The following is a 19,493-nucleotide window of genomic DNA, read 5'->3' as shown; positions in this document are numbered from 1 at the left end:
CCGCGTGCGCGGGGCGTCAGGCCTGCTTGTCCGCGGCCAGGGCGGCGCGCTCCGCGGGGTCGACCTTGACCATGACGGCGTGGGGTGCCGGGTCCCCGACGCCGCCGCCGGGCGCGCGGTGGTGGCCGCCGTAGACGCAGAAGCCGGTGCGGGTGCTGAACCACGGCCGGCCGTGGGCGATCTTCTCGGTGGCCTCGGGAAGGGCCAGGCACAGGGAACGCACGCGCTCCAGCAAGGGGTCGTCCTCGTCGAACACCACCGGGTGGCTCACGGCATCGATGCTGTCACGACCCGCCCCGCGCGGGAAGAGGCGCGGGGGCACGGAAAAGGTGCTGCCCACACAGGACGAATCCCGTGCGGGCAGCACCTTTTCCGTGCGGGCGGCACCTCTCGCGTGCGGCGTCCGCGCTCCGGGTCAGACCGCCGCGCCCGCCTGCCTCAGAGGGCGCGGTCGGCCAGCGGGGCACCCGGCTTGCGCTGGGCCAGGGAGGCCAGGGCCAGGGCCGCGCCGAGGATCAGCAGGCCGAGCACCACGTGCACCCACTTGGCGCCCATCTCGGCCAGGCCGATCTGCAGCAGGGCCATGACGGCCAGGCCCACGGCGTGCATGAACAGACCGGTGTTGCCGCTCTCCTTCTTCCACAGGAAGGCGAAGACGGCGGCCGCGACGGCGCAGCCGAAGGTGGCGTAGCCGATCCAGCCGTGCACGTCGTACATGTCGACCTCGGTGAACAGCAGCAGCAGGCCGAGCGCGGCCTGGCCGACGGTCAGCACGGCCGTGGCCAGCGCCATCGTGCGCAGCGTGCCGAGGTGCTTGGGGGAAGGGGTGGTGGTGGTCATGCCCCCAGTGTCCCATCGCCCGCACCGGCCAGGGCCGCACCCGGGGCGGCGCCGGCGGGCGGCGCGGAGCCGATGCTCACCGGCACCGGGCCCCCGGCCCCCATCTGGTCGCCGAATTCCTCGTTGATGTCGCGGCTGATGCGCATGGAGCAGAACTTGGGCCCGCACATCGAGCAGAACTGGGCGTTCTTGGCCGGCTCGGCCGGCAGCGTCTCGTCGTGGAAGGCCTGGGCGGTCACCGGGTCCAGCGCCAGGGCGAACTGGTCGTGCCAGCGGAACTCGAAGCGCGCCTTGCTCATCGTGTCGTCCCACTCGCGGGCGTGCGGGTGCCCCTTGGCCACGTCGGCGGCATGCGCGGCGATCTTGTAGGTGATCACGCCGGTCTTCACGTCGTCGCGGTTCGGCAGGCCCAGGTGCTCCTTGGGGGTGACGTAGCACAGCATCGCCGTGCCGTGCTGGGCGATGGGGGCCGCCCCGATGGCACTGGTGATGTGGTCGTACCCCGGCGCGATGTCGGTGCTCAGCGGGCCGAGCGTGTAGAAGGGCGCCCCGTGGCACCACTCCTGCTCCAGGTCCACGTTCTCCTTCACCAGGTGCAGCGGCACGTGGCCGGGGCCCTCCACCATCACCTGCACGTCGTGCTCCCACGCGCGCTGCGTGAGCTCGCCCAGGGTGCGCAGCTCGGCCAGCTGGGCGGCGTCGTTGGCGTCGGCCAGCGAACCGGGGCGCAGGCCGTCACCCAGGGAGAAGGCCACGTCGTGGGCGGCGAAGATCTCGCACAGCTCGTCGAAGTGCTCGTAGAGGAAGGACTCCTGCCGGTGGGCCATGCACCAGCCGGCCATGATCGACCCGCCCCGGCTCACGATGCCGGTGACGCGCCCGGCGGTCAGGGGCACGAACTCGCGCTTCACGCCGGCGTGGATGGTCATGTAGTCCACGCCCTGCTCGGCCTGCTCGACGACGGTGTCGCGGAAGACCTCCCAGGTGAGGTCCTCCGCCACGCCGGCCACCTTCTCCAGGGCCTGGTAGATGGGCACGGTGCCGATGGGCACCGGCGAGTTGCGCAGGATCCACTCGCGGGTGGTGTGGATGTCGTCTCCAGTGGAGAGGTCCATCACGGTGTCGGCACCCCACCGGGTGGCCCAGGACATCTTCTCCACCTCCTCGGCGATGGAGGAGGTGACCGCCGAGTTGCCGATGTTGGCGTTCACCTTGGTGAGGAAGGCGCGACCGATGATCATCGGCTCGCTCTCGGGGTGGTTCACGTTGGCCGGGATGATGGCGCGCCCGGCGGCCACCTCGGAGCGCACGAGCTCCACATCGCAGCCCTCGCGCAGGGCCACGAAGCGCATCTCCGGGGTCACCTCGCCCCGGCGGGCGTAGTGCATCTGGGTGACCGTGCGGCCGGGCACGGCACGGCGGGGCTGCTGGGTGCGGCCACGCCAGGCCTGCGAGGCCTCACCCCGTCGCTCGGCGGAGCGGCCGTCGTCGGCCAGGTTCCGGCCTCGCGGGGTGGGGTTCACCTCGGTGTCGCCGCGGGCCTCGATCCACTGCTGGCGGGCGGGCTCCAGGCCCACCTCGGGGTCGGAGCCGGGCCCCATGGTGCGGTAGACCACGAAGTCCTCGTTGGGGGTGCCGTCGGGCGAGTCCGCCAGGCTGATGGCGGTCATCGGCACGGTCACCTCCCCGTCGGTGCGCGTGACCAGCCGGTGCTGGGGGTGGTTCTCGCCCGTCATCGTGGGGTTCTGCTCGTGGGCACAGGTGCACGACATCGTCGTCCTCGCTTCCTCCGCCGGTGCTAACCGGTCAGGTTCGGACGGTCCGGACGGCGTCAGTCCGTTCTCAGCCCGTGCCCGAGCTCCCGTGGGGTACGTCACACACCCTACCCACCGGGGAACGCCGGACAACTCGGGGTCAGCGCGCGTCGAGCTCGCCCACCGGCCCGGCCGGCGCGGTCACCGTGCGCACACGTCCCGCTAGGCTGTCCCAGCCCCCCACCCCAGCCCAGCCCGGAGGTTCCGCATGGCCGGCGGACTCGCTGCCCTGCTCGACGACATCGCCGCCATGGCGCGCCTGGCCGCGGCCAGCGTGGACGACGTGGCTGCCGGGGCGGCCAAGGCCAGCACCAAGGCGGCCGGCGTGGTGGTGGACGACGCCGCGGTGACCCCGCAGTACCTGGAGGGCGCCGAGCCCAACCGCGAGCTGCCGATGATCAAGCGCATCGCGACCGGGTCGCTGCGGAACAAGGCGATCATCGTGCCGGTGCTGCTGCTCCTCAGCCAGTTCGCCCCCTGGATCCTGACGCCCCTGCTGATGCTCGGCGGCACCTACCTGTGCTTCGAGGGCGCGGAGAAGGTCTGGGAGAAGATCTCCGGCCACGGTGACGACGGCAAGGCCGCCGACGAGCGCTCGGAGCAGGACGAGGAGCAGGTGGTCAAGAGCGCCATCACCACCGACTTCGTGCTCTCCTGCGAGATCCTGGTCATCTCCCTCAACGAGGTGACCGACCAGTCCCTGCTGAGCCGCGGACTGATCCTGGTCGTGGTGGCGCTGCTCATGACCGTCGGGGTCTACGGCGCGGTCGCCCTCATCGTGAAGATGGACGACGTGGGCCTGCACCTGGCCCAGAAGAACGACGAGGGCTCGGCGGGCCACAGGCTGGGCCGCGGCATGGTCAAGGCCATGCCCACCGTGCTGGACATCATCGGCTTCGTCGGGATGCTGGCCATGCTCTGGGTGGGTGGCCACATCATCATGGTCGGCATCGACGAGTACGGCCTGAGCGCCCCCTACGACCTCGCCCACCACCTCGCCGACATGGTCGCGGGCACCCCGGTGATCGGTGGACTGCTGGCCTGGCTCGCCGACACCCTGGTGGCGATGGCACTGGGCCTCGTCTGGGGCGCGATCATCGTGGCGGTGCTGCACGTGCTGCCCTTCGGCCCGTTCGCCCACGAGGTGGAGCACGGCAAGCACGGCAGCGGCTACCGCCGCGACGAGAAGGACAAGGAGGCCGGGCGCGAGCCGGCCCACGCAGCGGCCGGCGCCGGCACCGGCGCGCAGCTCACGGACGACGAGGCCTCGGCCGACGGTGCCACCCGGGCCCCGCAGGACTGACAGCAGTGCATCCTCCCGTCGTGCCGCGGCGCCCGTCCCCTCTGGGCGGGCGCCGTCCGCATCGTGACGAGCTGGCCCAGTTCGCCGACGAGACGGTCGACGACGTGCTGCACGATGCGGTGCGACTCCTCATCGTGGGCGTGAACCCCGGGCTCTGGACGGCGGCGGTCAACGCCCCCTTCGCCCGCCCGGGCAACCGCTTCTGGCCCTCGCTCCACCGGGCGGGCCTGACCGACCACCAGCTGGACGTGACCCACGGACTGTCCGATGCGGACGCGGCCCACCTGCGCGAGCGCGGCATCGGCATCACCAACCTGGTGGCACGGGCCTCGGTGCGCGCCGACGAGCTCGGCACCGAGGAACTGCGCCAGGGGCACCACCGCCTGGAGGGCCTGGTGCAGGGACTGCACGCCGGCACGGGGCGGCTCCCCGTGGTGGCGGTCGCGGGGATCACGGCCTTCCGGACGGCCTGGGGCGACCGCGACGCCCAGCTCGGCCGCCAAGAGGGGCGGGTCGCCGGCGCCCCCTTGTGGGTGGTGCCGCAGCCCTCGGGGCTCAACGCGCACGAGAACATCGACACCCTGGCCGACAAGTGGCGCCAGGTGGCCGCCGAGGTCGACTGGCCGGCGGGCCTCAGCCGTCGACGACCTTCAGGCCGATGACGCAGCCGATCAGGCCCAGCAGGAGCAGCAGCTTGGCGATGCTGAACGACTCCTCACCGGTGGCGACGGCGTAGGCCACGGTGGTCGAGGCACCCACGGCCACCCACACGGCGTAGGCGGTGCCGGTGGGCAGGTCCTTCATCGCCCACCACAGTCCCCCAACGAGACGGCGCTGCCGAGCACGAAGGCCGTGATGGCCCCGGCGCTCTGCGGTCCCTCGATCTTCCCCAGGGCGGTGGCCCAGACGGCCTCGAACAGCCCAGAGAGCACCCACACGATCCACGACATGACGATTCTCCTCGTGGACGTCTTGTCGCGTGTCCGGGTACGACCACCCTCGTCCGGGAGCCGGTCGGGCTCACGGGGAGGTGTAGCCGCCGTCGACCAGGTGGTAGCTGCCGGTGATGAAGGACGCGTCGTCCGAGAGCAGGAAGGTCACCAGGTGCGCGACCTCCTCGGCCTTGCCCAGCCGCCCGATGGGGTGGAGCGCCACCAGGCCCTCGCGGGCGCTGTCGTCCAGGCCCTGGAGCAGCGGGGTGTCGATGTAGGCCGGACCCACCGCGTTGATGCGCACACCACGCGACCCGTAGTCCACGCCGGCCTGCTTGGTGAGCCCCACCACGCCGTGCTTGGACGCGGTGTAAGCCGAGTTGCCCACCCCCGTGGCCACGGTGCCGTGGATGGAGGCCATGTTGACGATGGAACCGCCGCCAGCTGCCTCGATGGCGGGCAGCTCGTAGCGCATGCCGTAGAGCACGCCATTGAGGTTGACGTTGATGACCTTCAACCAGTCCTCCGGGGCGAGCTCGCCGGCCGGGTCCGTGGTGCCCCCGATGCCGGCGTTGTTCACCGCGTGGTGCAGCCCGCCGAAGGTCTCCACGGCGAAGTCCACCGCTGCCTTGTTGGCGTCGGGGTCGGAGGCGTCCTGCTCGAACGGCGCGGCCTCACCGCCGGTGGAGGTGATGCTGTCGGCCACCCGCCTGGCCGCAGCGAGGTCGATGTCGGCCACCACGACCTTGCAGCCCTGCCGGGCGAGGTCGATGCAGCACGCCTCCCCGATGCCGGAACCACCCCCGGTGACCAGCGCCACCCTGCCCTCGAAACCTGCGTACACCGTGTGCTCTGCCATGGCCGTCCTCCTGGTTGCGGTGGTGCGGGGTGCACCACCCTCGCCACCCGGTCTATCGCCTCACCGCACCGCGCACAAGGGTCGGGAGCAGTCAGGCCACTCCCCCGGTTACCTGACGCATCACATTTTCTCCACCTGTCCATCAGGAGGGTCATGCAGTTCGGTATCTTCACCATCGGAGACGTCACCACCGACCCCACCACCGGCCGCACCCCCACCGAGAGCGAGCGCATCCGCAACACGGTGGAGATCGCCCTCAAGGCCGAGGAGATCGGCCTGGACGTCTTCGCCACCTTTCTCACGGTCGCCCACGCCGAGTCCCGCGGGCACGCGCCGGCCCACGCCCACGCCGGATCCCCCGAGACAGAGAGGTCAGGATGAGGCCCACCACGTCGCCCCGCACGTCACCCGGGCACCCCTCGCAACAGGCCACCGCGTCGCGCGGGGCCCGGCGGTCCGCCGACGACCTCTTCGCGGAGTTCCGTGGCCGGGGCCAGATCGTGGCCGAGACCGTCCGCCCCGGGGCCCTCGGGGCCACGATGATCCTGGGAGGTCTGGCCCTGGCCGCCGGACTGCTGACCGTGCTGCTCGGGGTCCTGGCCGCGGCCCGGGGTGACGCGTCACTGGGCATGGCCGTCGTCGGGATCCTGCTGGTGACCCTGGGTCTGGGGGCCGCGGCCCTGTGGTCGTGGCGTCGGAGCGCGACGGCACGGGGCCGGACGTGGGTGATCGGCACCGAGGGCATCACCATCGACGGGGTGGGCCCGGTGCCGTGGGGCGACCTAGAGCCTCCCACCGAGCGCATGGAGGACGCCCCGTGGGACGAGGGCAGGCAGTTGGCCCTGGTCATGCCCTTCACACCGGCCGGTCAGATGCGCGCCGACCAGCTCGATCCCTCCCTGCGCGGTGTCCTCAACGACGCTGCCCGCCCCCGGGCCTTCGGCACCCCACGGGTGCACTCGGTGCGCATCGTGCGCATGAAGGGCACCGGTCGGCACGAGTTCGCACGCTTCCTCGAGCGCGCCCACCGGGCGGTGTTGGGACGGTGAGCCACACCGACGGCCCGTACGACCCCGACGCCCCGGAGCGCGGCGACGCCCTCAAGCTGGCCCTGATCGGCCTGGTTTTCGCCGGGATCGCCATGGCGGTGGGGCCGGACACACCCGCCGGGCGGTGGCTCGTCATCAGCAGCAGCCTTCTCTTCGCCGCTGCCGGGGTGGCCATGGTCGTGACCTCCTTCATGGAGGGCCAGCCGATGGGCCGCCGGCAGCCCCTTGCCCTGCCGGTGGGTCTGCTGACGGCGGGGTTCTTCGGCATCGGGGGCGTGCTCCTGCTCGTGCGGCAACTGCGTCGCCGCTGACGCGCACACGCGCCACCCGTCACTGACGCACGCACACTCGACGCGCCGCTGACGCACCGGCGTTCGACGCCGCGCACCGGCGGCTGCGAGAACCCCTCGGTGACTGGGCGTGTGATGTGGGACGGACAGGCCGACCTGCGGTGGTCGATGGAGCAGCTCGCCGACGAGGCCCTGACCACGGGCGCGCGCTTCGCCGACACGGTGCGGCGCGTGCTCGGCGACGACGGGGACGCCGAGCGACTGTGGGACATGGCCCAGGCGTGCGCCGGGCAGCAGCACGGCACCACGCTGGTGGTGCACCCCGACGCCGCCACCGAGGGGGCGCGACTGCTGCCCCAGGCCTTCCCCATCACGCCCACCCTGCTCACCGGGCGGGCGTTCAAGAACCTCACCAAGATCTACGGCGCCGTGCTCGTGGACCCGCAGGGGGCCTGCCACGCGGTGGGGGGGTGACCCTCGACGTCGAGGCCACCTGAGCACCCGCCCGCACCGGGCGCCCGGGCGGGGCTAGGGTCGGAGTCACGGACACCGACACGAGGGGAAGGGGCACGACATGGAGGCACTGCTGGAGGGGCGCCGCGCGCTGGTCACCGGGGGCACGCTGGGCATCGGCCGCGGCATCGCGCAGGTGCTGGCCGCCCACGGCGCACGCGTGGTGGTGACGGGTCTGGGCGAGCAGGAGTGCGAGGCCGCCCGCGCCGAGGGGATGGAGGCGCTCGTGCTCGACGTGCGCGACCCCGCGGCCTGCCGCGCCGTGGTGGAGCAGGCCACCGCCTCGCTCGGCGGGCTGGACACGCTGGTCTCCAACGCGGGGATCTACCCGCAGGCCCGCATCGAGACGGCCACCGCCGAGGACTTCGACACGATCTTCGACGTCAACGTGCGCGGCACCGTGCAGGTGGTGCAGGCCGCCGTGCCCGCCCTGCGCGACTCCGGACGGGGGCGCGTGGTGCTCACCAGCTCCATCACCGGCAACCTCACGGGCTTTCCGGGGTGGTCGCTCTACGGCGCCACCAAGGCCGCCCAGATGGGCTTCGTGCGGTCTGCCGCCATCGAGCTGGCGCGCGACGCCATCACGGTCAACGCGGTGCTGCCGGGCAACATCGTGACCCCCGGCCTGGAGGCGATGGGGCAGGAGTACATGGACCAGATGGCGCGCACCGTGCCGCTGGGCTTCCTCGGGGAGCCGCAGGACATCGGGGAGGCGGCAGCCTTCCTGGCCTCCGACGGCGCGCGGTACGTGACCGGTCAGGCGCTCGTGGTGGACGGCGGGCAGGTGCTGCCGGAGACCCCCGAGGCCCTCGGGAACTGAGCCTCAGCCGCTGACCGGGAGGGCCGCCGTCAGCGGGTGGCCCTCCCGGAGGTGCTCCTCCAGCACCACCGGGCGGCCGGCCAGGTGCCACGCCGAGTCCTCGGTGCGCCACTGCTCGAGCACGGAGACCAGCGCGTCCGGGTCCACCTCGCGCACCAGGTCCAGGGCGGCCGAGACCTCGTCGCCGGCGGAGTCCAGCCCGTCCTCCCCACCGGAGACGATGACGACGACCTGGGCGCCGAGGTCCCCCGCCGGCGACGGCGCCGGCACGGGGTAGCGCTCCAGGACCGACCCACCGGAGAGCGCGTACCGGTCCTGCGGCTGCCCGGGCGAGGGCGTGAGCGCGCCGAACCACTCCACCAGCCGTGCCTCCACACCCCGGGCCGCGGCGGCACGAGACGGCACCACCGTCAGCGTGACGCGGACGAGGTGCTCCGGGGTCCAGGGGCCGTCGAGACGGGTCACGGGCGAGGGGGCGGCATCCATGGCCCCAGTGTAGGAGCGCGGCGAGGCACCGGGCCTGCCGCGATCCTCCGAGAACGGGTGCTCAGCCGTCGACGAGCTTGAGGCCGACCACGCACCCCACCAGGCCCACGAGGAGCAGCGCCTTGGCCAGGCTGAACGGCTCCTCGCCGGTGGCGACCGCGTACGAGACGGTGGTGGCGGCACCGATGGCGACCCACACCGCGTAGGCGGTCCCCGTGGGGAGCGTGCGCAGCGCCCACCACAGGCCGCCGAGGGACACGATGCTGCCCAGCACGTAGGCCGAGATGGCCCCGTAGCTGTGCACCCCCTGGATGCGGCTCATCGCCGTCACCCACACGGCCTCGAACATGCCGGAGACGACCAGGACGATCCATGCCATGAGAGTTCCTCCGTGGTCGTCTTGTCGCGTTGCCGGGTACGACCACCCTCGTCCGGGAGCGGGTCGGGCTCGCCGGGAGGCTAGCAACGCCACCTGCCCCGACCACCCCCGCCCCCGGTGGGCGGCGAGTCCCTGCGGATCACCCTCGGACGTCGCTGGATACGCTGGGCCCCCGCCGCCCCACCCGCGGGTGCCGGCACGACCACCCGGAGGACCGATGCTGCGCAGGAGCCGTGCGATGCGCGCCGCCGCGGTGCTCGGTTGCAGCACGGTGCTCGCGGCCTGCGGGGCCCAGCCCGATGCGGCCCCCGTGCGGGCCAGCGAGGTGCCGTGGGACGCCTTCCCGGAGGACCATGGCACCGGCTCGGACTCGCGGGAGACGCGGTGTGGCCCGACGCACGGCCGACAGGCACTCGCAGACAGCCTGCCCCTCCTCCGCCCCGCCTCCGGCGACCCGGCCGTCCAGTGGACCGGCGCCGCGAGCGACTACTCGGGGTACGCCCCGTGCGCCGAGCTCTCGTGGATCCTCGTGGCGGACACCGGGGACGAGCCCACCCCGCACCAGATCATGCTCTTCCACCGAGGCCACTACCTGGGCACCACCCTGTACTCGCCCACCGAGTACCACCCCCAGGTGGCACGGGTCGACGGGTCCACCATCCGGGTCACCTACCCCTACCCGCAGGACGGTGACCCGGCCGACACCCCCAGCGGGGAGGCCGTCTCCACGTTCACCTGGGACCCCGCCCAGCGCCGGGTCCGGCACGAGGGCGACCTGCCGCCCGGCCAGAGCTGACCCCCGAGCCAGGGGTCACCGGTCCAGGAACTCCTGGACCAATGTGCGCGAGGGCACGCTCCAGTCACGGCGGGCGTGGGGCGGGCACCACCGGGTCAGCGCCTCCACGCAGGCCGCACGCTCCTCCGCACGGATCTCTCCCAGCGGGAGCATGAACGCCCAGTGCTCCTCACCGGAGGTGGTGTAGTGCCTCTCGTTGGAGATGCCGGTGATCACCGCCCGGGCGTCGCCGCGGCCCACCAGCCACCAGCTGCTCCGGCGGCGTCCCCGGGGGCGCCGCTGCAGGGCGACCACCCGGTCCCGGGCCACGAAGCCCACGTCGCACCCGGGCGTGCGCACCCAGATGCCGGGCTGGGAGAGGACGATTCCCCGTCGGCGCGTCCAGCGGTGCTTCGTGCCCGCCGCCATTGCCGCGATGACGAGGACGAGCAGGAGCGGTCCCGCGATGAGCCCGAAGGCGAGGTCGTAGCGCCCCAGGCCGTCGAGCTCACCGTCCAGCACCCGCAGCACGGCCCCGGGCCACTGCGCCATGACGGCCGCCCACAGCCCGCCGAGGACGAGGACCGCGACCGCACGCCAGACGAGGGAGCGGCGGGTGCACCGGAAGTGCTCCTGCGGCACGCCGGGGGCCGGCTCCAGGGTGTGCGCCGAGGCCGGACGGTCACCGGGCCCACCCCGCCCGCGCACCCGCTCCCACGCCACCGAGCCGACGACCAGGGTGGCGAACGGGCCGGCGGCCCACCCCACCCAGACCAGCAGCGCGTTGCCGCCCCCGGTCGGGGGCAACGACCGGGCGGGCTCGGTGCAGGTCACCACCCAGGCGCCCGCCGTGGCCACCCAGGCCATGGCCGCGGCCAGCACGGCGAGGGCCCACCGGAGGAGGCGCGCGAGGGTGCCGGTGCTGCGGTCCACCACGTCGGAGCTCGTCATGGACTCAGGGTAGGAACCGTGCACAGCACGCCCGCTCCCCCTGCCGGCGCAGCCCCCGTCCGTGCCGGGTACCGTGCGCCCGGCGGACCACGGGAGGAGACGGTGCAGGCGACGACGATGCCCACTGGGCTGGTCTGGGCCTTCCTGGGCTTCCTCCTGGTGGCCCTGCTGCGGGGGCAGGCCACGTACTGGCTGGCGCGCGGCGCCGCATCGGGGGTGGCACGCCGGGGCCGCGACGACCCCCGGTGGCGAGGCTGGGCGCAGAGCCCCACCGCACGCCGGGGCAGGGAGCAGCTCACGCGTTTCGGGTGGCCTGCGGTCACCCTCTGCTACCTGGCCGTGGGCGTCCAGACCGTGGTGCTGGCCTCCGCCGGCGCGATGCGGATGCCGTGGGGCCGTTTCACCGCCGCCCAGGTGCCCGGTGCCGCGCTGTGGGCGGGGATCTACAGCACCATCGGGTGGACGGCGTGGGTGCTCCTGGTGCGTCACGCAGTGGCCTCCGCGTGGCTGTGGCTGGCCCTGGCCGGCGTGCTCGCGGTGCTCGCGGGCACGGCCTGGTGGCGCCGGCGCGGCATCGACGCCTCGGGCGCGCAGCCGCCGAGCGCCTGAACTCAGCCGGGCAGCTCCTCCAGTCCGGCCACCAGGCCCAGCAGCACGCCCTCGTCGGAGCCCGTCACCGGCAGCTGCACGCCCAGCGGCAGCCCCTCCCGGGAGGGCACGGCAGCGTGGGGCCGAGCACGGCGTCGAACCCGGCGAAGCGGGCCTGGAACCGGCCGCGCGCCCGCTCCCCCTCCGCGCCTGCCCAGCGCAGGACGGCGCCGGGCAGGCGGTCCCCCAGGGCGGCGGTCGCGTCGGGCCACCGTCCGGGCAGCTCCAGTGACCCGGGCGACGGATAGACATTAGTTGGGGCCAGGCAGATGGCGCACCTGCCAGCTGGCACCTGGCACCTGGCACCTGGACGACAAGATGAGAACGGATGCGGGGATTGATGCACTCGCGAGACGTGGGATCGCTCACGCAAGGGTCCGACACTGGGCAATCTACGGGGAGGGAGACGCCGGTCTGTGCTTCCCCGTGAGTTCAGACCCACAGCGGGGGGCTAGTATCACCGGAGTGGGAACTTCTCCCACTCCAGTGACACTAGCCCCCCCGCGCCCCCTGCTGGGTCCGCGCCTTCCGAGAGGATTTCCGCCATGACCAACTCCTATCCCCAGAACGTCAGTCGCCGGTCCGTTACTGCCGGTACCCTGTGGTCCGCTCCGGCCGTCGCCATCGCAGCCGCTGCTCCCGCTGTGGCCGTCAGCGCGTGTGTGACGTATACGGGAGCCTTCACCCAGCCGAGCTCCTACAACCCCGTTCCGCTCAGCTACACCTTCAGGGGCTCGGACGGCTCCACCGTCACTGTCTCGTTGTCGACTGCCTCCTACGGCGGCAAGACCCTCTTGAGCAACAACCTCACCGCCGCCGGCAACGTCAACAAGGGCTACAACGGCATGGGCGACCTCGCCACCGACGGTTTGCAGTTGCAGCAGCAGGGCACTGGTGGCCAGAGGCTGACCTTCACGTTCAGCCAGCCGGTGTCCAACCTGAGTTTCGTCGTGGCTGACATCGACAACAGTGGAAAGCAGTACAGGGACTCCGTGACCCTGAGCCCCGCCCCCACCAGCGTTGTCAACGGCAGTTCACTTACCGGCTCCGGCGGTACCGGCGACCCGCTGCGTGCCACGACCACCAGTCCGGTGAACTCCGACAACAAGGCCAATCGATCCACCGTGACGATGGCTGGTCCCCTCAGTTCCATGACGGTGGACTTCTCGTCGAGCACCGGCACTGTGGCTCAGCAGATGTTCATCACGGGCATGACCTTCGAGGTCTGCTGACACCCCGGGTCTGCCCCAGACATTCTGAGGTCGGTGGCGCCCGCGCCACGGCACTGGCGCCACCGACATGTCCCGCCCAGGCAGGCCCGCCTGTCCACGCTCCCCTGCCACACCCATCACTCCGCGCGGAAGCGGGCCTCCACCGTCACCCGGACCTCCACGTCCTGCGGGGTGAGGTCGTAACCGTCGTCCGCCGCACCGGCCCCGGCTGCACGGAAGGCCTGCACCTGTCCCACACGCTGGTCGTCCCCGCCGCCGAGCAGGCCCGTGTCGGCCACCTGCAGCGGCTCCACCATGGAGAACCCGGATGCCTCGGCCATCACCTGCGCCCGCTCGCGGGCCTGCCGCACGGCATCGCGGGTGACCTCGGCGTACAGGGCGCGCTGGCTGTCGTCGGTGAGCGACCACGTGGGCGACTGCAGCGCCACCTCGTCGCGCGCCGACCACGCCGTGGTGAGGTCCGCGAGCGCCTCGAGGTCGGCCAGCTGCACGCGGACCCGGCCGGTCACCTCGTGACGGGGGTCAAGGCGCTTCCCGTCGTCGCCCCACGGCTGCCACGTACGGGTGGCCAGGGGAGCCACCACGCGGGAGCGCACGGCATCGGGGCGGCTGGCCCCCAGCTCGTCGAGGGAGTCGACGAGCTCCTGCATCACGGCGGTGACCTGCTGGCGGGCGGCGGCCCGGTCGGTCCCCTCGGCGCTGGCGGTGGCCCACAGGGTGGACAGCTCGGGTTGACGGCGGCCGGTGGCCTCACTGCGCACGGTGATCTCCATACCTCGCATTGTGCCCCCGGCCACCGACACCGCGTCGAGCCCGGGCAGGGTTGGGTCGCCGCCCCGGTCCGGGCAGGATGCCGGGCATGAGCACCCACGCCCAGACCGTCGCCCACCTGCAGCACCTGGGGTTCACCCTGCGCAACCCGGCCGCCCTCGAGGGGATCGACGACGACCCGTGGGACGTACTCACCGCCTGGGACGAGGGCGGGTACGCCTTCGACCACGTCCTGTCCTACGACGCCGAGATGGTGGAGGACGACGACGCCTACACCGCATGGGTGGCCGAGTGGGCCGAGGCGACGGGCCGCACCGCCGAGCTCACCCACCTGGCCGGCCACACCGAGCTCGACGGCAACTCCTGGCTGGAGTACACCCTCGCCGGGACGGTGCGCCGCACGGACTTCGTCCAGGAGGGCGACTGGCTGGTGCCGGAGGTGGCCGACGCCATCATCGAGGACTTCCGCCGCGTGCCGGGCCGCACGATGCTGTACCTCGACAACGGGCAGGGAGGCGTCTTCGTGTGGGTTCCCGCCGAGCAGGTCACGGCCTTCGCCGCCCTCTTCCCCGAGGCCGAGCCGGCCTGAGACGCACCCGCGCGCCCCTACCCTGTGCGCGTGGTCAACACCCTGCTCTCGGTCACCTTCGCCTGCGGCCTGTTCATCGCCGGCGCGCACGTGCTCAACCGGCGCTTCGTGGCACCCGCGTACGACGTGGTGGCCAACCTGCTGGCCTTCGTGTCGGCGACGGCGGCCTCGCTGCTGCTCCACCACTGGGTGCCGGCGTCCCTCTCGGCGATGGCGGTGGCCTGCTGGGTGCTGCTCGGTGCGCGGTCGTGGGAGGCCCACCGGACCGGGGTGCCCCTCAGCGGGCAGCGGCCTCCGACGCCGATGGGGTGAGCCGCCCGGGCAGTCGGGTTAGGTTCACGGCATGACGCCCACGTTCGAGGAGTTGGCTGCCCTGGTGCCGGACGAGTTGCTGGACCGCTCCGGTTCCGTCTTCTACTCGGGGCGCGAGGCCTTCGAGCAGCCCGGCGGGCTCTACCTCCTGGGGCTCAACCCCGGGGGCGATCCCGAGACCCTGCGCGAGGCCACGGTCCGCACGGACATTCAGTGGGCCCTCGGTGCGTCGCAGCCCAGGTGGTCCCGCTACCGCGACGAGGAGTGGGGCGCACCCGCCGGGACCAGCCCCCTGCAACGACGGGTCCTGCACCTCCTCGACCACCTCGGACTCGATGCCGGCCGAGTCCCCTCGAGCAACCTCGTCTTCGTGCGCAGCCGCCAGGAGTCCGGCATCGCCACCGACCTACCGCGCCTCGCCGAAGCCTGCTGGCCGTTCCACCAGGCCGTCATCGACGGACTCGGCACCCGTACGGTGGTGTGCTTCGGCAGCACGGTCGCCGCGCGCTGCCGTCACATGCTGGGGGCCCACGACGAGTGGGGCACCTTCCGTGAGGACAACCGACGCGGCTGGACCAGCCGGGTGCACCGCTCCCCCTCGGGCGTGGACGTCATCCAGGTGACGCACCCGGGGCGGGCCGACTGGTGCAACCCCGCGTGCGACCCGAGCCCACTGGTCAAGCGGTCCCTCCACCGGTGAGGCCCACCCTGCCTCCAGCACGTCCTTGAGCCGCGCGAGGTGGACAGGCGCTTCATCGAGGCACTGCCTCGCAGACAGTCGCACTCATGCGCTGGGACGGCGACGTCCTGGTCTGCATGCGCTGAGGGGTAGGCCCTCAGCCACGGGCGGGGTCCAGGCCCTCAGTCCCGTCGGCTTCGTCGCCGCGCTTCGAACGGACGCAAGGCACCCTCGCCGTCACCCGACCCAGGGCTCCCCGAACGGTCCGCTCGCCTGCCTGGCCCGCCTCCGGGGGGCTGGTCCACGACTGGTACCCCGGCGCCCGCGAGACGATCAGCTACCGCATGCCCACCTTCGAGGTGGAGGGCCACCGCATCGGGGGGGTCCTCTCCCACCGGGACTTCCTCAGCTGGTACCCCCACTCGGGCACCACCCTCACGACGCTGGCCGACGGCCTGGGCGACCGGTCGCGCACCAAGAGCGCCCTGCACTTCACGGTCGAGGACCCCCTGCCCGAGGAGCTCTTCGAGCGTCTGCTGGCCACCCGCCGGGCCGAGTGGCACTGACGCCCGTCAGCCGCCTGCGCCGTCCGGGTCCTGCATCAGGCCTGCTGGTGGCCCTACGTCCGGTGCCGGTACAGCACCTCGGGAGGCAGGTGGCAGGCGTCATCCGGACAGCGGGCCAGACGCTTCTAGGGCTCCTCGGCGCTGCGCACCCACCGGGTCAGGAGCCGCACCTCCACCGCGACGCGGTCCGCATCAGGGCGCGCCGCCAACCACGCGCGGGCCGCCTCCAGGTGGCGGGGATCGCGGGAGTAGACCCCGGTGCGGTACTTCTCCCCGACGTCCGGGCCCTGCTGGTTGACTGCGTACGGGTCGATGATCTCGAACAGGTGCCCCAGCAGCCGCTCGATGTCTGTGGCCCGCGGGTCGAAGCGGACGCGCACGCATTCGGCGTACCCGTCGTACGGACCGTCAAGGTGGTCGGCGGCCCCGTTGGCCCGGCCCGCCTCGGTCCAGACCACGCCGGGAAGCGTGTCGAGAAAGGCCTGCACGCCCCACAGGCAGCCACCGGCCAGGTGGACCTCCTCGGTGGGCGACTCCGCGCTGCTCACAGGACCCGCCGGCACGCGGAGACGATGTCCGCAGCCGCCTCCAACGCCTCCTCGAGGTCCTGCCGGGAGGCCGTGGGGCGGTCCGCGTCGGGGTACTCGGTGGCGTTGCGCACCTGCCGCATCCAGTCGAACTCGCCCAGGGCGGGGTCCTCCACCAGCTCCGATGCGGCCACACCGGTGTTGCGATGGGCTCCCCCGACGGGCCGCACGCGCAGGCCGTGCACGGCCAGCACGGCGGTGAGTGCCTTGCGGGCCCCGTCGTAGGCAGCGGTGAACGCCATGGCCACGTCCTCGGTGCCGCTCAGGGCGCGGGCCGTGGCCAGGTGCTGCTCGGCCATGGTCATGAGGGTGGCGGCGTGGACCGGATTCGGCTCCACGCGGTCCAGGCGGCCGCTTCGCAGCATCCGGCGCAGCTCGGTGGGCAGCTCGGGCAGGTCAGGCACGGACCTCTCCCGTCAGCAGGTCCACCATCGGGCGTGAGCGGACCGTGGCCACGAACCCGGTGGGCTCGTCGGCCTCCCAGTCCTCGACGGCCACCCGCGAGATGGTGACCTCCCGGTCGAGCTGGGCCTCCGCCCGAGTGGCCAGCTCGGCGAGCGTGCGGCGCGGGACGTCCCCCACGACGACCACGTCGACGTCGCGGGGAAAGGCCCCCTGCTCCCCGGCCCGGCGAGCCGCCCACGAGCCGTGGACCACCGCCTCCTGCACTCCGTCCACCCCCTCGAGGAGCTGCCGCAGCACCGGCACGGGTCCGTACGTCGCGGCGACGACCTCCCGCATCGGGGCGAACAGGGGGTGGTCGGGGTCGGCGGAGACCAGACGGTTGCGCCCCTCGCGACGGTCGCGGAGCACGCCGGCCTCCACCAACCGCCCCACCTCGCGGTGCACCACCGGCCCTGCGACGCCGGTGCGGCGCCCCAGCTCGGCCAGGGAGAACTCCCGGTCAGGGTGCCCCAGGGTCTCGGCGAGAAGCGCCCCCACGGCGTCGGAGCGCACGAAGGGCGTCAGGGCCGACGGTGGAGTCTTCACAGAACGTGAAGATATCTTCCGCTTGAGGGAACGGTCAACGTCACTTCGAGAGCACGATCTTCTCGGAGGACTTCGGCTGCCCCTCCGGGAAGGCGGCGACGAGCGCGTTGGCCATGCCCTGCGCCTTGGCGATGGAGCCCTCGGTGTTGTTGTGGTTGGCGTCGTTCTCCAGGAACCACTCCGGGTGCGAGCTGGCCTCGGTGGACCAGTCGTACACCCACAGGTTCGGGTACTTCTTCACCGAGTCGGCCAGCACCTTGTCGAACTTCTGCACGTTCTCGTTGGCGTACCACTTGTTGTTGGTCCACGGCATGGTCAGCGCGTTCACCCACAGCACCGGGCGGCCCTTGGAGGCCTTCATGACCGAGTCGATGCGGCCCTCGGCACCGGCCCAGGCATCGGCCTTGGCCATGTTCGCCGAGTCGTTCAGGCCCACGTTGACCACCCAGCAGCCGTCACCGATCTCGCCGGCGTGCTCCTCCATCGCCTCCGAGGCGGTGGTGTCCTTGCCGCCCTGGCCCATGTGCTCCAGCATCGAACGGCCACCCAGGATGTCCTCGATCACGGTGTCCACGCCGACGGCCTCGTAGCGCGCGGTGATGCGCTTGCTCTTGTCCGGGATGCGCGTCTCGGGGGTGTTGCCCGGGCCCAGGGAGGTGGAGTCACCGATGTGGATCACCGTCTTGCACGCCGTCTTCGTGGCCTTCGGGCGCGCGGCCTTCTTGGCCTTCGGCGCCGTCACGGAGTCCACCCCGGCCTTGCCGCCGTTCTCCTGCTGGGCGATCTCCACGACGGACTTCTGCGGCAGCTTGCCGACGCCCACCAGGGAGGCGGCCGCGACGGCGAGCACGCCCACGGTGCCCACGGCCAGCTGCGCGGCCCCGGGGCGAGCACCCCGGGCCGCCTCCGGGGAGCGCCCGGCCCGCCCGGTCACCAGGGCCAGGAAGCCGTGGCGACGGATGGGGTCCTCCACGAAGCGCCAGGACAGGGAGGCCAGGACCACGGTGGCACCCACCACGATGGCTCCGCGCACCCACGGCTGCCCGAAGAAGGCCCGCTCGGGCAGGAAGGCCACCACGGGCATGTGCCACAGGTAGATGCCGTAGCTGCGCTCACCGATCCACCGCAGCGGGGCGATGCCCATGACCCGACCCAGCATCGAGCCCGGCACGACCAGCGGCATGAGCGCGGCACAGGTCGCCACGGTCAGCGCGGCGATGCCCCAGGTGTAGAGGCTGTCGGTCTCCTGGGTGGTGGTGGCCACGAGCGCGAGGATGCCGGCCAAGCCGGCCAGGCCGATGAGGTCGAACACCCACTTGCCGGCCGGGCGCAGCTTCGCGACCACGGAGGGACGCCACACCATCGCCAGGGCCGCGCCCCAGAGCAGCCCGCCGGCGCGGGTGTCGGTGCCCTCGTAGGCGCGCGTCGAGTCACCCGAGGGGTCGGCCAGGAGGGCGAGGAGCACCATGGAGACCAGGCCGAGGGCGAAGGTGCCCGCGGCCATCTTCTTGAGCCGGCCGTTGCAGGCGGTGATCAGCCCCACCAGCAGCAGCGGCCAGACGATGTAGTACTGCTCCTCCACGGCCAGGGACCACAGGTGGTCCAGGGGGCCGACGCCCTCCTGCTGCTCGAAGTAGCTCTTGCCGGAGAAGATGACCTGCCAGTTGGCCACGTAGAACAGCGCCGCCAGGGACTCCTTGAGGCGCTGCCCCATGTTGTGCGGTTCGGCGATTGCCGTGGTGACGAGCACGGCGACCAGCAGCAGCACCACGGCCGGAAGCAGGCGGCGGAAGCGGCGGACCCAGAAGTTCTTGAGGTCCAGGTTGCCGTGCTTCTGCCACCGCGAGAGCAGCAGCGAGGTGATGAGGAAGCCCGAGAGGGTGAAGAAGACGCCCACGCCGAGCAGTCCCCCGCCGGCGAACGGCACGCCGATGTGGTACGCCACCACCAGGGCGACGGCGACCGTCCGCAGGCCGTCGAGGCCCGGGAAGTACGTGGCGGACTTGTTGACTGGGCGAGGCATGCTCGTGCTCCCCTTCGCTCGACCCGGCCGCGCCGGGGGGCTTGCTGCGATTCACTCCGCGCCGAGGGCGCCCCACCGGCAGGGC

25 protein-coding genes, 2 pseudogenes and 3 riboswitches are annotated in these 19,493 nt (G+C 72.4%); of the genes and pseudogenes, 14 read left to right on the top strand and 13 right to left on the bottom strand.

Annotated features, from left to right (window positions below; translation table 11 throughout):
* Positions 1-16: 16 nt before the first annotated feature.
* The 3 genes from HMPREF3099_RS04665 to thiC form a co-directional block, all read right to left on the bottom strand.
* A complete protein-coding gene (locus tag HMPREF3099_RS04665; RefSeq protein WP_141494428.1) occupies positions 17-271 on the bottom strand; it encodes an MmcQ/YjbR family DNA-binding protein in 255 nt (84 codons plus the stop codon).
* Positions 272-438: 167 nt separating this feature from the next.
* Entirely contained in the window at positions 439-840 is a 402-nt protein-coding gene (locus HMPREF3099_RS04660) for a hypothetical protein (protein ID WP_070704633.1), read from the bottom strand.
* A complete protein-coding gene (thiC, locus tag HMPREF3099_RS04655; protein ID WP_101849111.1) occupies positions 837-2,576 on the bottom strand; it encodes a phosphomethylpyrimidine synthase ThiC in 1,740 nt (579 codons plus the stop codon). Before thiC ends, HMPREF3099_RS04660 begins: the two co-directional genes overlap by 4 nt.
* Before the next feature lie 29 nt (positions 2,577-2,605).
* Positions 2,606-2,715, bottom strand: a riboswitch (TPP riboswitch).
* Between the two features lie 147 nt (positions 2,716-2,862).
* Here thiC and HMPREF3099_RS04650 point away from each other — a divergent pair.
* Positions 2,863-3,957, top strand: a complete 1,095-nt coding sequence (locus HMPREF3099_RS04650; protein WP_070704630.1) for a DUF808 domain-containing protein — start codon at positions 2,863-2,865, stop codon at positions 3,955-3,957.
* A 20-nt stretch (positions 3,958-3,977) separates the two neighbouring features.
* Positions 3,978-4,619: a mismatch-specific DNA-glycosylase gene (locus HMPREF3099_RS04645; RefSeq protein ID WP_070704627.1), complete on the top strand. Its 642-nt coding sequence runs from the start codon at positions 3,978-3,980 to the stop codon at positions 4,617-4,619.
* On the opposite strand, the pseudogene HMPREF3099_RS04640 reads toward HMPREF3099_RS04645, so the two are convergent.
* Together HMPREF3099_RS04640 and HMPREF3099_RS04635 are read right to left on the bottom strand one after the other, a co-directional pair.
* A pseudogene (locus HMPREF3099_RS04640) lies at positions 4,591-4,907 on the bottom strand (multidrug efflux SMR transporter). The gene HMPREF3099_RS04645 and the pseudogene HMPREF3099_RS04640 sit on opposite strands and share 29 nt — an antisense overlap.
* A gap of 11 nt (positions 4,908-4,918) precedes the next feature.
* Positions 4,919-4,984: riboswitch (guanidine-III (ykkC-III) riboswitch) on the bottom strand.
* A complete protein-coding gene (locus tag HMPREF3099_RS04635) occupies positions 4,978-5,748 on the bottom strand; it encodes an SDR family NAD(P)-dependent oxidoreductase (protein WP_070704624.1) in 771 nt (256 codons plus the stop codon). It overlaps the preceding riboswitch by 7 nt.
* Positions 5,749-5,901: 153 nt before the next feature.
* Here HMPREF3099_RS04635 and HMPREF3099_RS12345 point away from each other — a divergent pair.
* The 5 genes and pseudogenes from HMPREF3099_RS12345 to fabG all read left to right on the top strand — a co-directional run.
* Positions 5,902-6,042, top strand: a pseudogene (locus HMPREF3099_RS12345) (5,10-methylene tetrahydromethanopterin reductase); the annotation flags it as partial.
* Positions 6,043-6,125: 83 nt separating this feature from the next.
* A complete protein-coding gene (locus HMPREF3099_RS04625; RefSeq protein WP_070704619.1) occupies positions 6,126-6,797 on the top strand; it encodes a hypothetical protein in 672 nt (223 codons plus the stop codon).
* Complete coding sequence (locus HMPREF3099_RS04620; protein WP_070704616.1) at positions 6,794-7,108, top strand: hypothetical protein; 315 nt, start codon at positions 6,794-6,796, stop codon at positions 7,106-7,108. Before HMPREF3099_RS04625 ends, HMPREF3099_RS04620 begins: the two co-directional genes overlap by 4 nt.
* A 99-nt stretch (positions 7,109-7,207) precedes the next feature.
* Positions 7,208-7,561, top strand: a complete 354-nt coding sequence (locus HMPREF3099_RS04615; RefSeq protein WP_181443112.1) for a hypothetical protein — start codon at positions 7,208-7,210, stop codon at positions 7,559-7,561.
* 100 nt (positions 7,562-7,661) lie between these two features.
* Entirely contained in the window at positions 7,662-8,420 is a 759-nt protein-coding gene (gene fabG / locus HMPREF3099_RS04610; RefSeq protein WP_070704611.1) for a 3-oxoacyl-ACP reductase FabG, read from the top strand.
* A gap of 3 nt (positions 8,421-8,423) precedes the next feature.
* On the opposite strand, the gene HMPREF3099_RS04605 is transcribed toward fabG, so the two are convergent.
* Together HMPREF3099_RS04605 and HMPREF3099_RS04600 are read right to left on the bottom strand one after the other, a co-directional pair.
* Positions 8,424-8,906 (bottom strand): hypothetical protein, encoded by a 483-nt coding sequence (locus HMPREF3099_RS04605; protein ID WP_070704608.1) that lies wholly within the window; start codon positions 8,904-8,906, stop codon positions 8,424-8,426.
* A 61-nt stretch (positions 8,907-8,967) separates the two neighbouring features.
* A complete protein-coding gene (locus HMPREF3099_RS04600; RefSeq protein WP_070704605.1) occupies positions 8,968-9,285 on the bottom strand; it encodes a DMT family transporter in 318 nt (105 codons plus the stop codon).
* A gap of 10 nt (positions 9,286-9,295) precedes the next feature.
* Positions 9,296-9,363: riboswitch (guanidine-III (ykkC-III) riboswitch) on the bottom strand.
* 160 nt (positions 9,364-9,523) lie between these two features.
* On the opposite strand from HMPREF3099_RS04600, the gene HMPREF3099_RS12770 reads away from it, so the two are divergent.
* Positions 9,524-10,081 (top strand): LppP/LprE family lipoprotein, encoded by a 558-nt coding sequence (locus tag HMPREF3099_RS12770; RefSeq protein WP_070704602.1) that lies wholly within the window; start codon positions 9,524-9,526, stop codon positions 10,079-10,081.
* A gap of 15 nt (positions 10,082-10,096) precedes the next feature.
* On the opposite strand, the gene HMPREF3099_RS04590 is transcribed toward HMPREF3099_RS12770, so the two are convergent.
* Positions 10,097-11,011, bottom strand: a complete 915-nt coding sequence (locus HMPREF3099_RS04590) for a hypothetical protein (RefSeq protein ID WP_070704599.1) — start codon at positions 11,009-11,011, stop codon at positions 10,097-10,099.
* Between the two features lie 117 nt (positions 11,012-11,128).
* Here HMPREF3099_RS04590 and HMPREF3099_RS04585 point away from each other — a divergent pair, with 117 nt between their 5' ends.
* On the top strand, positions 11,129-11,620 hold the full coding sequence (locus HMPREF3099_RS04585; RefSeq protein ID WP_070704595.1) for a DedA family protein: 492 nt from the start codon (positions 11,129-11,131) through the stop codon (positions 11,618-11,620).
* A 584-nt stretch (positions 11,621-12,204) separates the two neighbouring features.
* Positions 12,205-12,891 carry a hypothetical protein gene (locus HMPREF3099_RS04580; protein ID WP_070704592.1) on the top strand — a complete coding sequence of 229 codons (687 nt, stop codon included), beginning with the start codon at positions 12,205-12,207 and terminating at the stop codon, positions 12,889-12,891.
* A 116-nt stretch (positions 12,892-13,007) separates the two neighbouring features.
* Here HMPREF3099_RS04580 and HMPREF3099_RS04575 read toward each other — a convergent pair whose 3' ends face one another.
* Positions 13,008-13,664 (bottom strand): SIMPL domain-containing protein, encoded by a 657-nt coding sequence (locus tag HMPREF3099_RS04575; protein ID WP_070704589.1) that lies wholly within the window; start codon positions 13,662-13,664, stop codon positions 13,008-13,010.
* Positions 13,665-13,750: 86 nt separating this feature from the next.
* On the opposite strand from HMPREF3099_RS04575, the gene HMPREF3099_RS04570 reads away from it, so the two are divergent.
* From HMPREF3099_RS04570 to HMPREF3099_RS04555, 4 genes are all read left to right on the top strand, one after another.
* The gene (locus HMPREF3099_RS04570; protein WP_070704586.1) at positions 13,751-14,251 is read left to right on the top strand and encodes a hypothetical protein; all 501 of its coding nucleotides are present in this window, start codon (positions 13,751-13,753) and stop codon (positions 14,249-14,251) included.
* Positions 14,252-14,281: 30 nt separating this feature from the next.
* Positions 14,282-14,563 (top strand): hypothetical protein, encoded by a 282-nt coding sequence (locus HMPREF3099_RS04565; protein ID WP_070704639.1) that lies wholly within the window; start codon positions 14,282-14,284, stop codon positions 14,561-14,563.
* Positions 14,564-14,594: 31 nt separating this feature from the next.
* A complete protein-coding gene (locus HMPREF3099_RS04560) occupies positions 14,595-15,263 on the top strand; it encodes a hypothetical protein (RefSeq protein ID WP_070704583.1) in 669 nt (222 codons plus the stop codon).
* Positions 15,264-15,538: 275 nt separating this feature from the next.
* Positions 15,539-15,808, top strand: a complete 270-nt coding sequence (locus tag HMPREF3099_RS04555; protein WP_256374418.1) for a DUF1801 domain-containing protein — start codon at positions 15,539-15,541, stop codon at positions 15,806-15,808.
* A gap of 125 nt (positions 15,809-15,933) precedes the next feature.
* On the opposite strand, the gene HMPREF3099_RS04550 is transcribed toward HMPREF3099_RS04555, so the two are convergent.
* The 4 genes from HMPREF3099_RS04550 to HMPREF3099_RS04535 are packed head-to-tail and all read right to left on the bottom strand — an operon-like array spanning position 15,934 to position 19,408.
* Entirely contained in the window at positions 15,934-16,356 is a 423-nt protein-coding gene (locus HMPREF3099_RS04550) for a peptide-methionine (S)-S-oxide reductase (RefSeq protein ID WP_237769740.1), read from the bottom strand.
* On the bottom strand, positions 16,353-16,799 hold the full coding sequence (locus tag HMPREF3099_RS04545) for a HEPN domain-containing protein (RefSeq protein WP_070704578.1): 447 nt from the start codon (positions 16,797-16,799) through the stop codon (positions 16,353-16,355). The genes HMPREF3099_RS04550 and HMPREF3099_RS04545 overlap by 4 nt, the downstream gene beginning before the upstream one ends.
* On the bottom strand, positions 16,792-17,385 hold the full coding sequence (locus HMPREF3099_RS04540; protein WP_070704550.1) for a winged helix-turn-helix domain-containing protein: 594 nt from the start codon (positions 17,383-17,385) through the stop codon (positions 16,792-16,794). Before HMPREF3099_RS04540 ends, HMPREF3099_RS04545 begins: the two co-directional genes overlap by 8 nt.
* Positions 17,386-17,425: 40 nt before the next feature.
* Complete coding sequence (locus tag HMPREF3099_RS04535) at positions 17,426-19,408, bottom strand: acyltransferase family protein (RefSeq protein ID WP_070704547.1); 1,983 nt, start codon at positions 19,406-19,408, stop codon at positions 17,426-17,428.
* Between the last annotated feature and the right edge of the window lie 85 nt (positions 19,409-19,493).

The sequence above is a fragment of the Kytococcus sp. HMSC28H12 genome, from assembly GCF_001816045.1.
Lineage (GTDB): Bacteria > Actinomycetota > Actinomycetes > Actinomycetales > Dermatophilaceae > Kytococcus > Kytococcus schroeteri.
This window is presented reverse-complemented; position numbering and strand designations above follow the sequence as displayed.

Excerpts from the sequence above, each read along its gene's own strand:
- HMPREF3099_RS04570 (WP_070704586.1), top strand. The coding sequence starts at position 13,751 with ATGAGCACCCACGCCCAGACCGTCGCCCACCTGCAGCACCTGGGGTTC.
- HMPREF3099_RS04600 (WP_070704605.1), bottom strand. The coding sequence starts at position 9,285 with ATGGCATGGATCGTCCTGGTCGTCTCCGGCATGTTCGAGGCCGTGTGG.
- HMPREF3099_RS04625 (WP_070704619.1), top strand. The coding sequence starts at position 6,126 with ATGAGGCCCACCACGTCGCCCCGCACGTCACCCGGGCACCCCTCGCAA.
- HMPREF3099_RS04635 (WP_070704624.1), bottom strand. The coding sequence starts at position 5,748 with ATGGCAGAGCACACGGTGTACGCAGGTTTCGAGGGCAGGGTGGCGCTG.
- HMPREF3099_RS04535 (WP_070704547.1), bottom strand. The coding sequence starts at position 19,408 with ATGCCTCGCCCAGTCAACAAGTCCGCCACGTACTTCCCGGGCCTCGAC.
- HMPREF3099_RS04560 (WP_070704583.1), top strand. The coding sequence starts at position 14,595 with ATGACGCCCACGTTCGAGGAGTTGGCTGCCCTGGTGCCGGACGAGTTG.
- HMPREF3099_RS04660 (WP_070704633.1), bottom strand. The coding sequence starts at position 840 with ATGACCACCACCACCCCTTCCCCCAAGCACCTCGGCACGCTGCGCACG.
- HMPREF3099_RS04585 (WP_070704595.1), top strand. The coding sequence starts at position 11,129 with ATGCCCACTGGGCTGGTCTGGGCCTTCCTGGGCTTCCTCCTGGTGGCC.
- fabG (WP_070704611.1), top strand. The coding sequence starts at position 7,662 with ATGGAGGCACTGCTGGAGGGGCGCCGCGCGCTGGTCACCGGGGGCACG.
- thiC (WP_101849111.1), bottom strand. The coding sequence starts at position 2,576 with ATGACGGGCGAGAACCACCCCCAGCACCGGCTGGTCACGCGCACCGAC.
- HMPREF3099_RS04590 (WP_070704599.1), bottom strand. The coding sequence starts at position 11,011 with ATGACGAGCTCCGACGTGGTGGACCGCAGCACCGGCACCCTCGCGCGC.
- HMPREF3099_RS04605 (WP_070704608.1), bottom strand. The coding sequence starts at position 8,906 with ATGGATGCCGCCCCCTCGCCCGTGACCCGTCTCGACGGCCCCTGGACC.
- HMPREF3099_RS12770 (WP_070704602.1), top strand. The coding sequence starts at position 9,524 with ATGCGCGCCGCCGCGGTGCTCGGTTGCAGCACGGTGCTCGCGGCCTGC.
- HMPREF3099_RS04575 (WP_070704589.1), bottom strand. The coding sequence starts at position 13,664 with ATGGAGATCACCGTGCGCAGTGAGGCCACCGGCCGCCGTCAACCCGAG.
- HMPREF3099_RS04650 (WP_070704630.1), top strand. The coding sequence starts at position 2,863 with ATGGCCGGCGGACTCGCTGCCCTGCTCGACGACATCGCCGCCATGGCG.
- HMPREF3099_RS04580 (WP_070704592.1), top strand. The coding sequence starts at position 12,205 with ATGACCAACTCCTATCCCCAGAACGTCAGTCGCCGGTCCGTTACTGCC.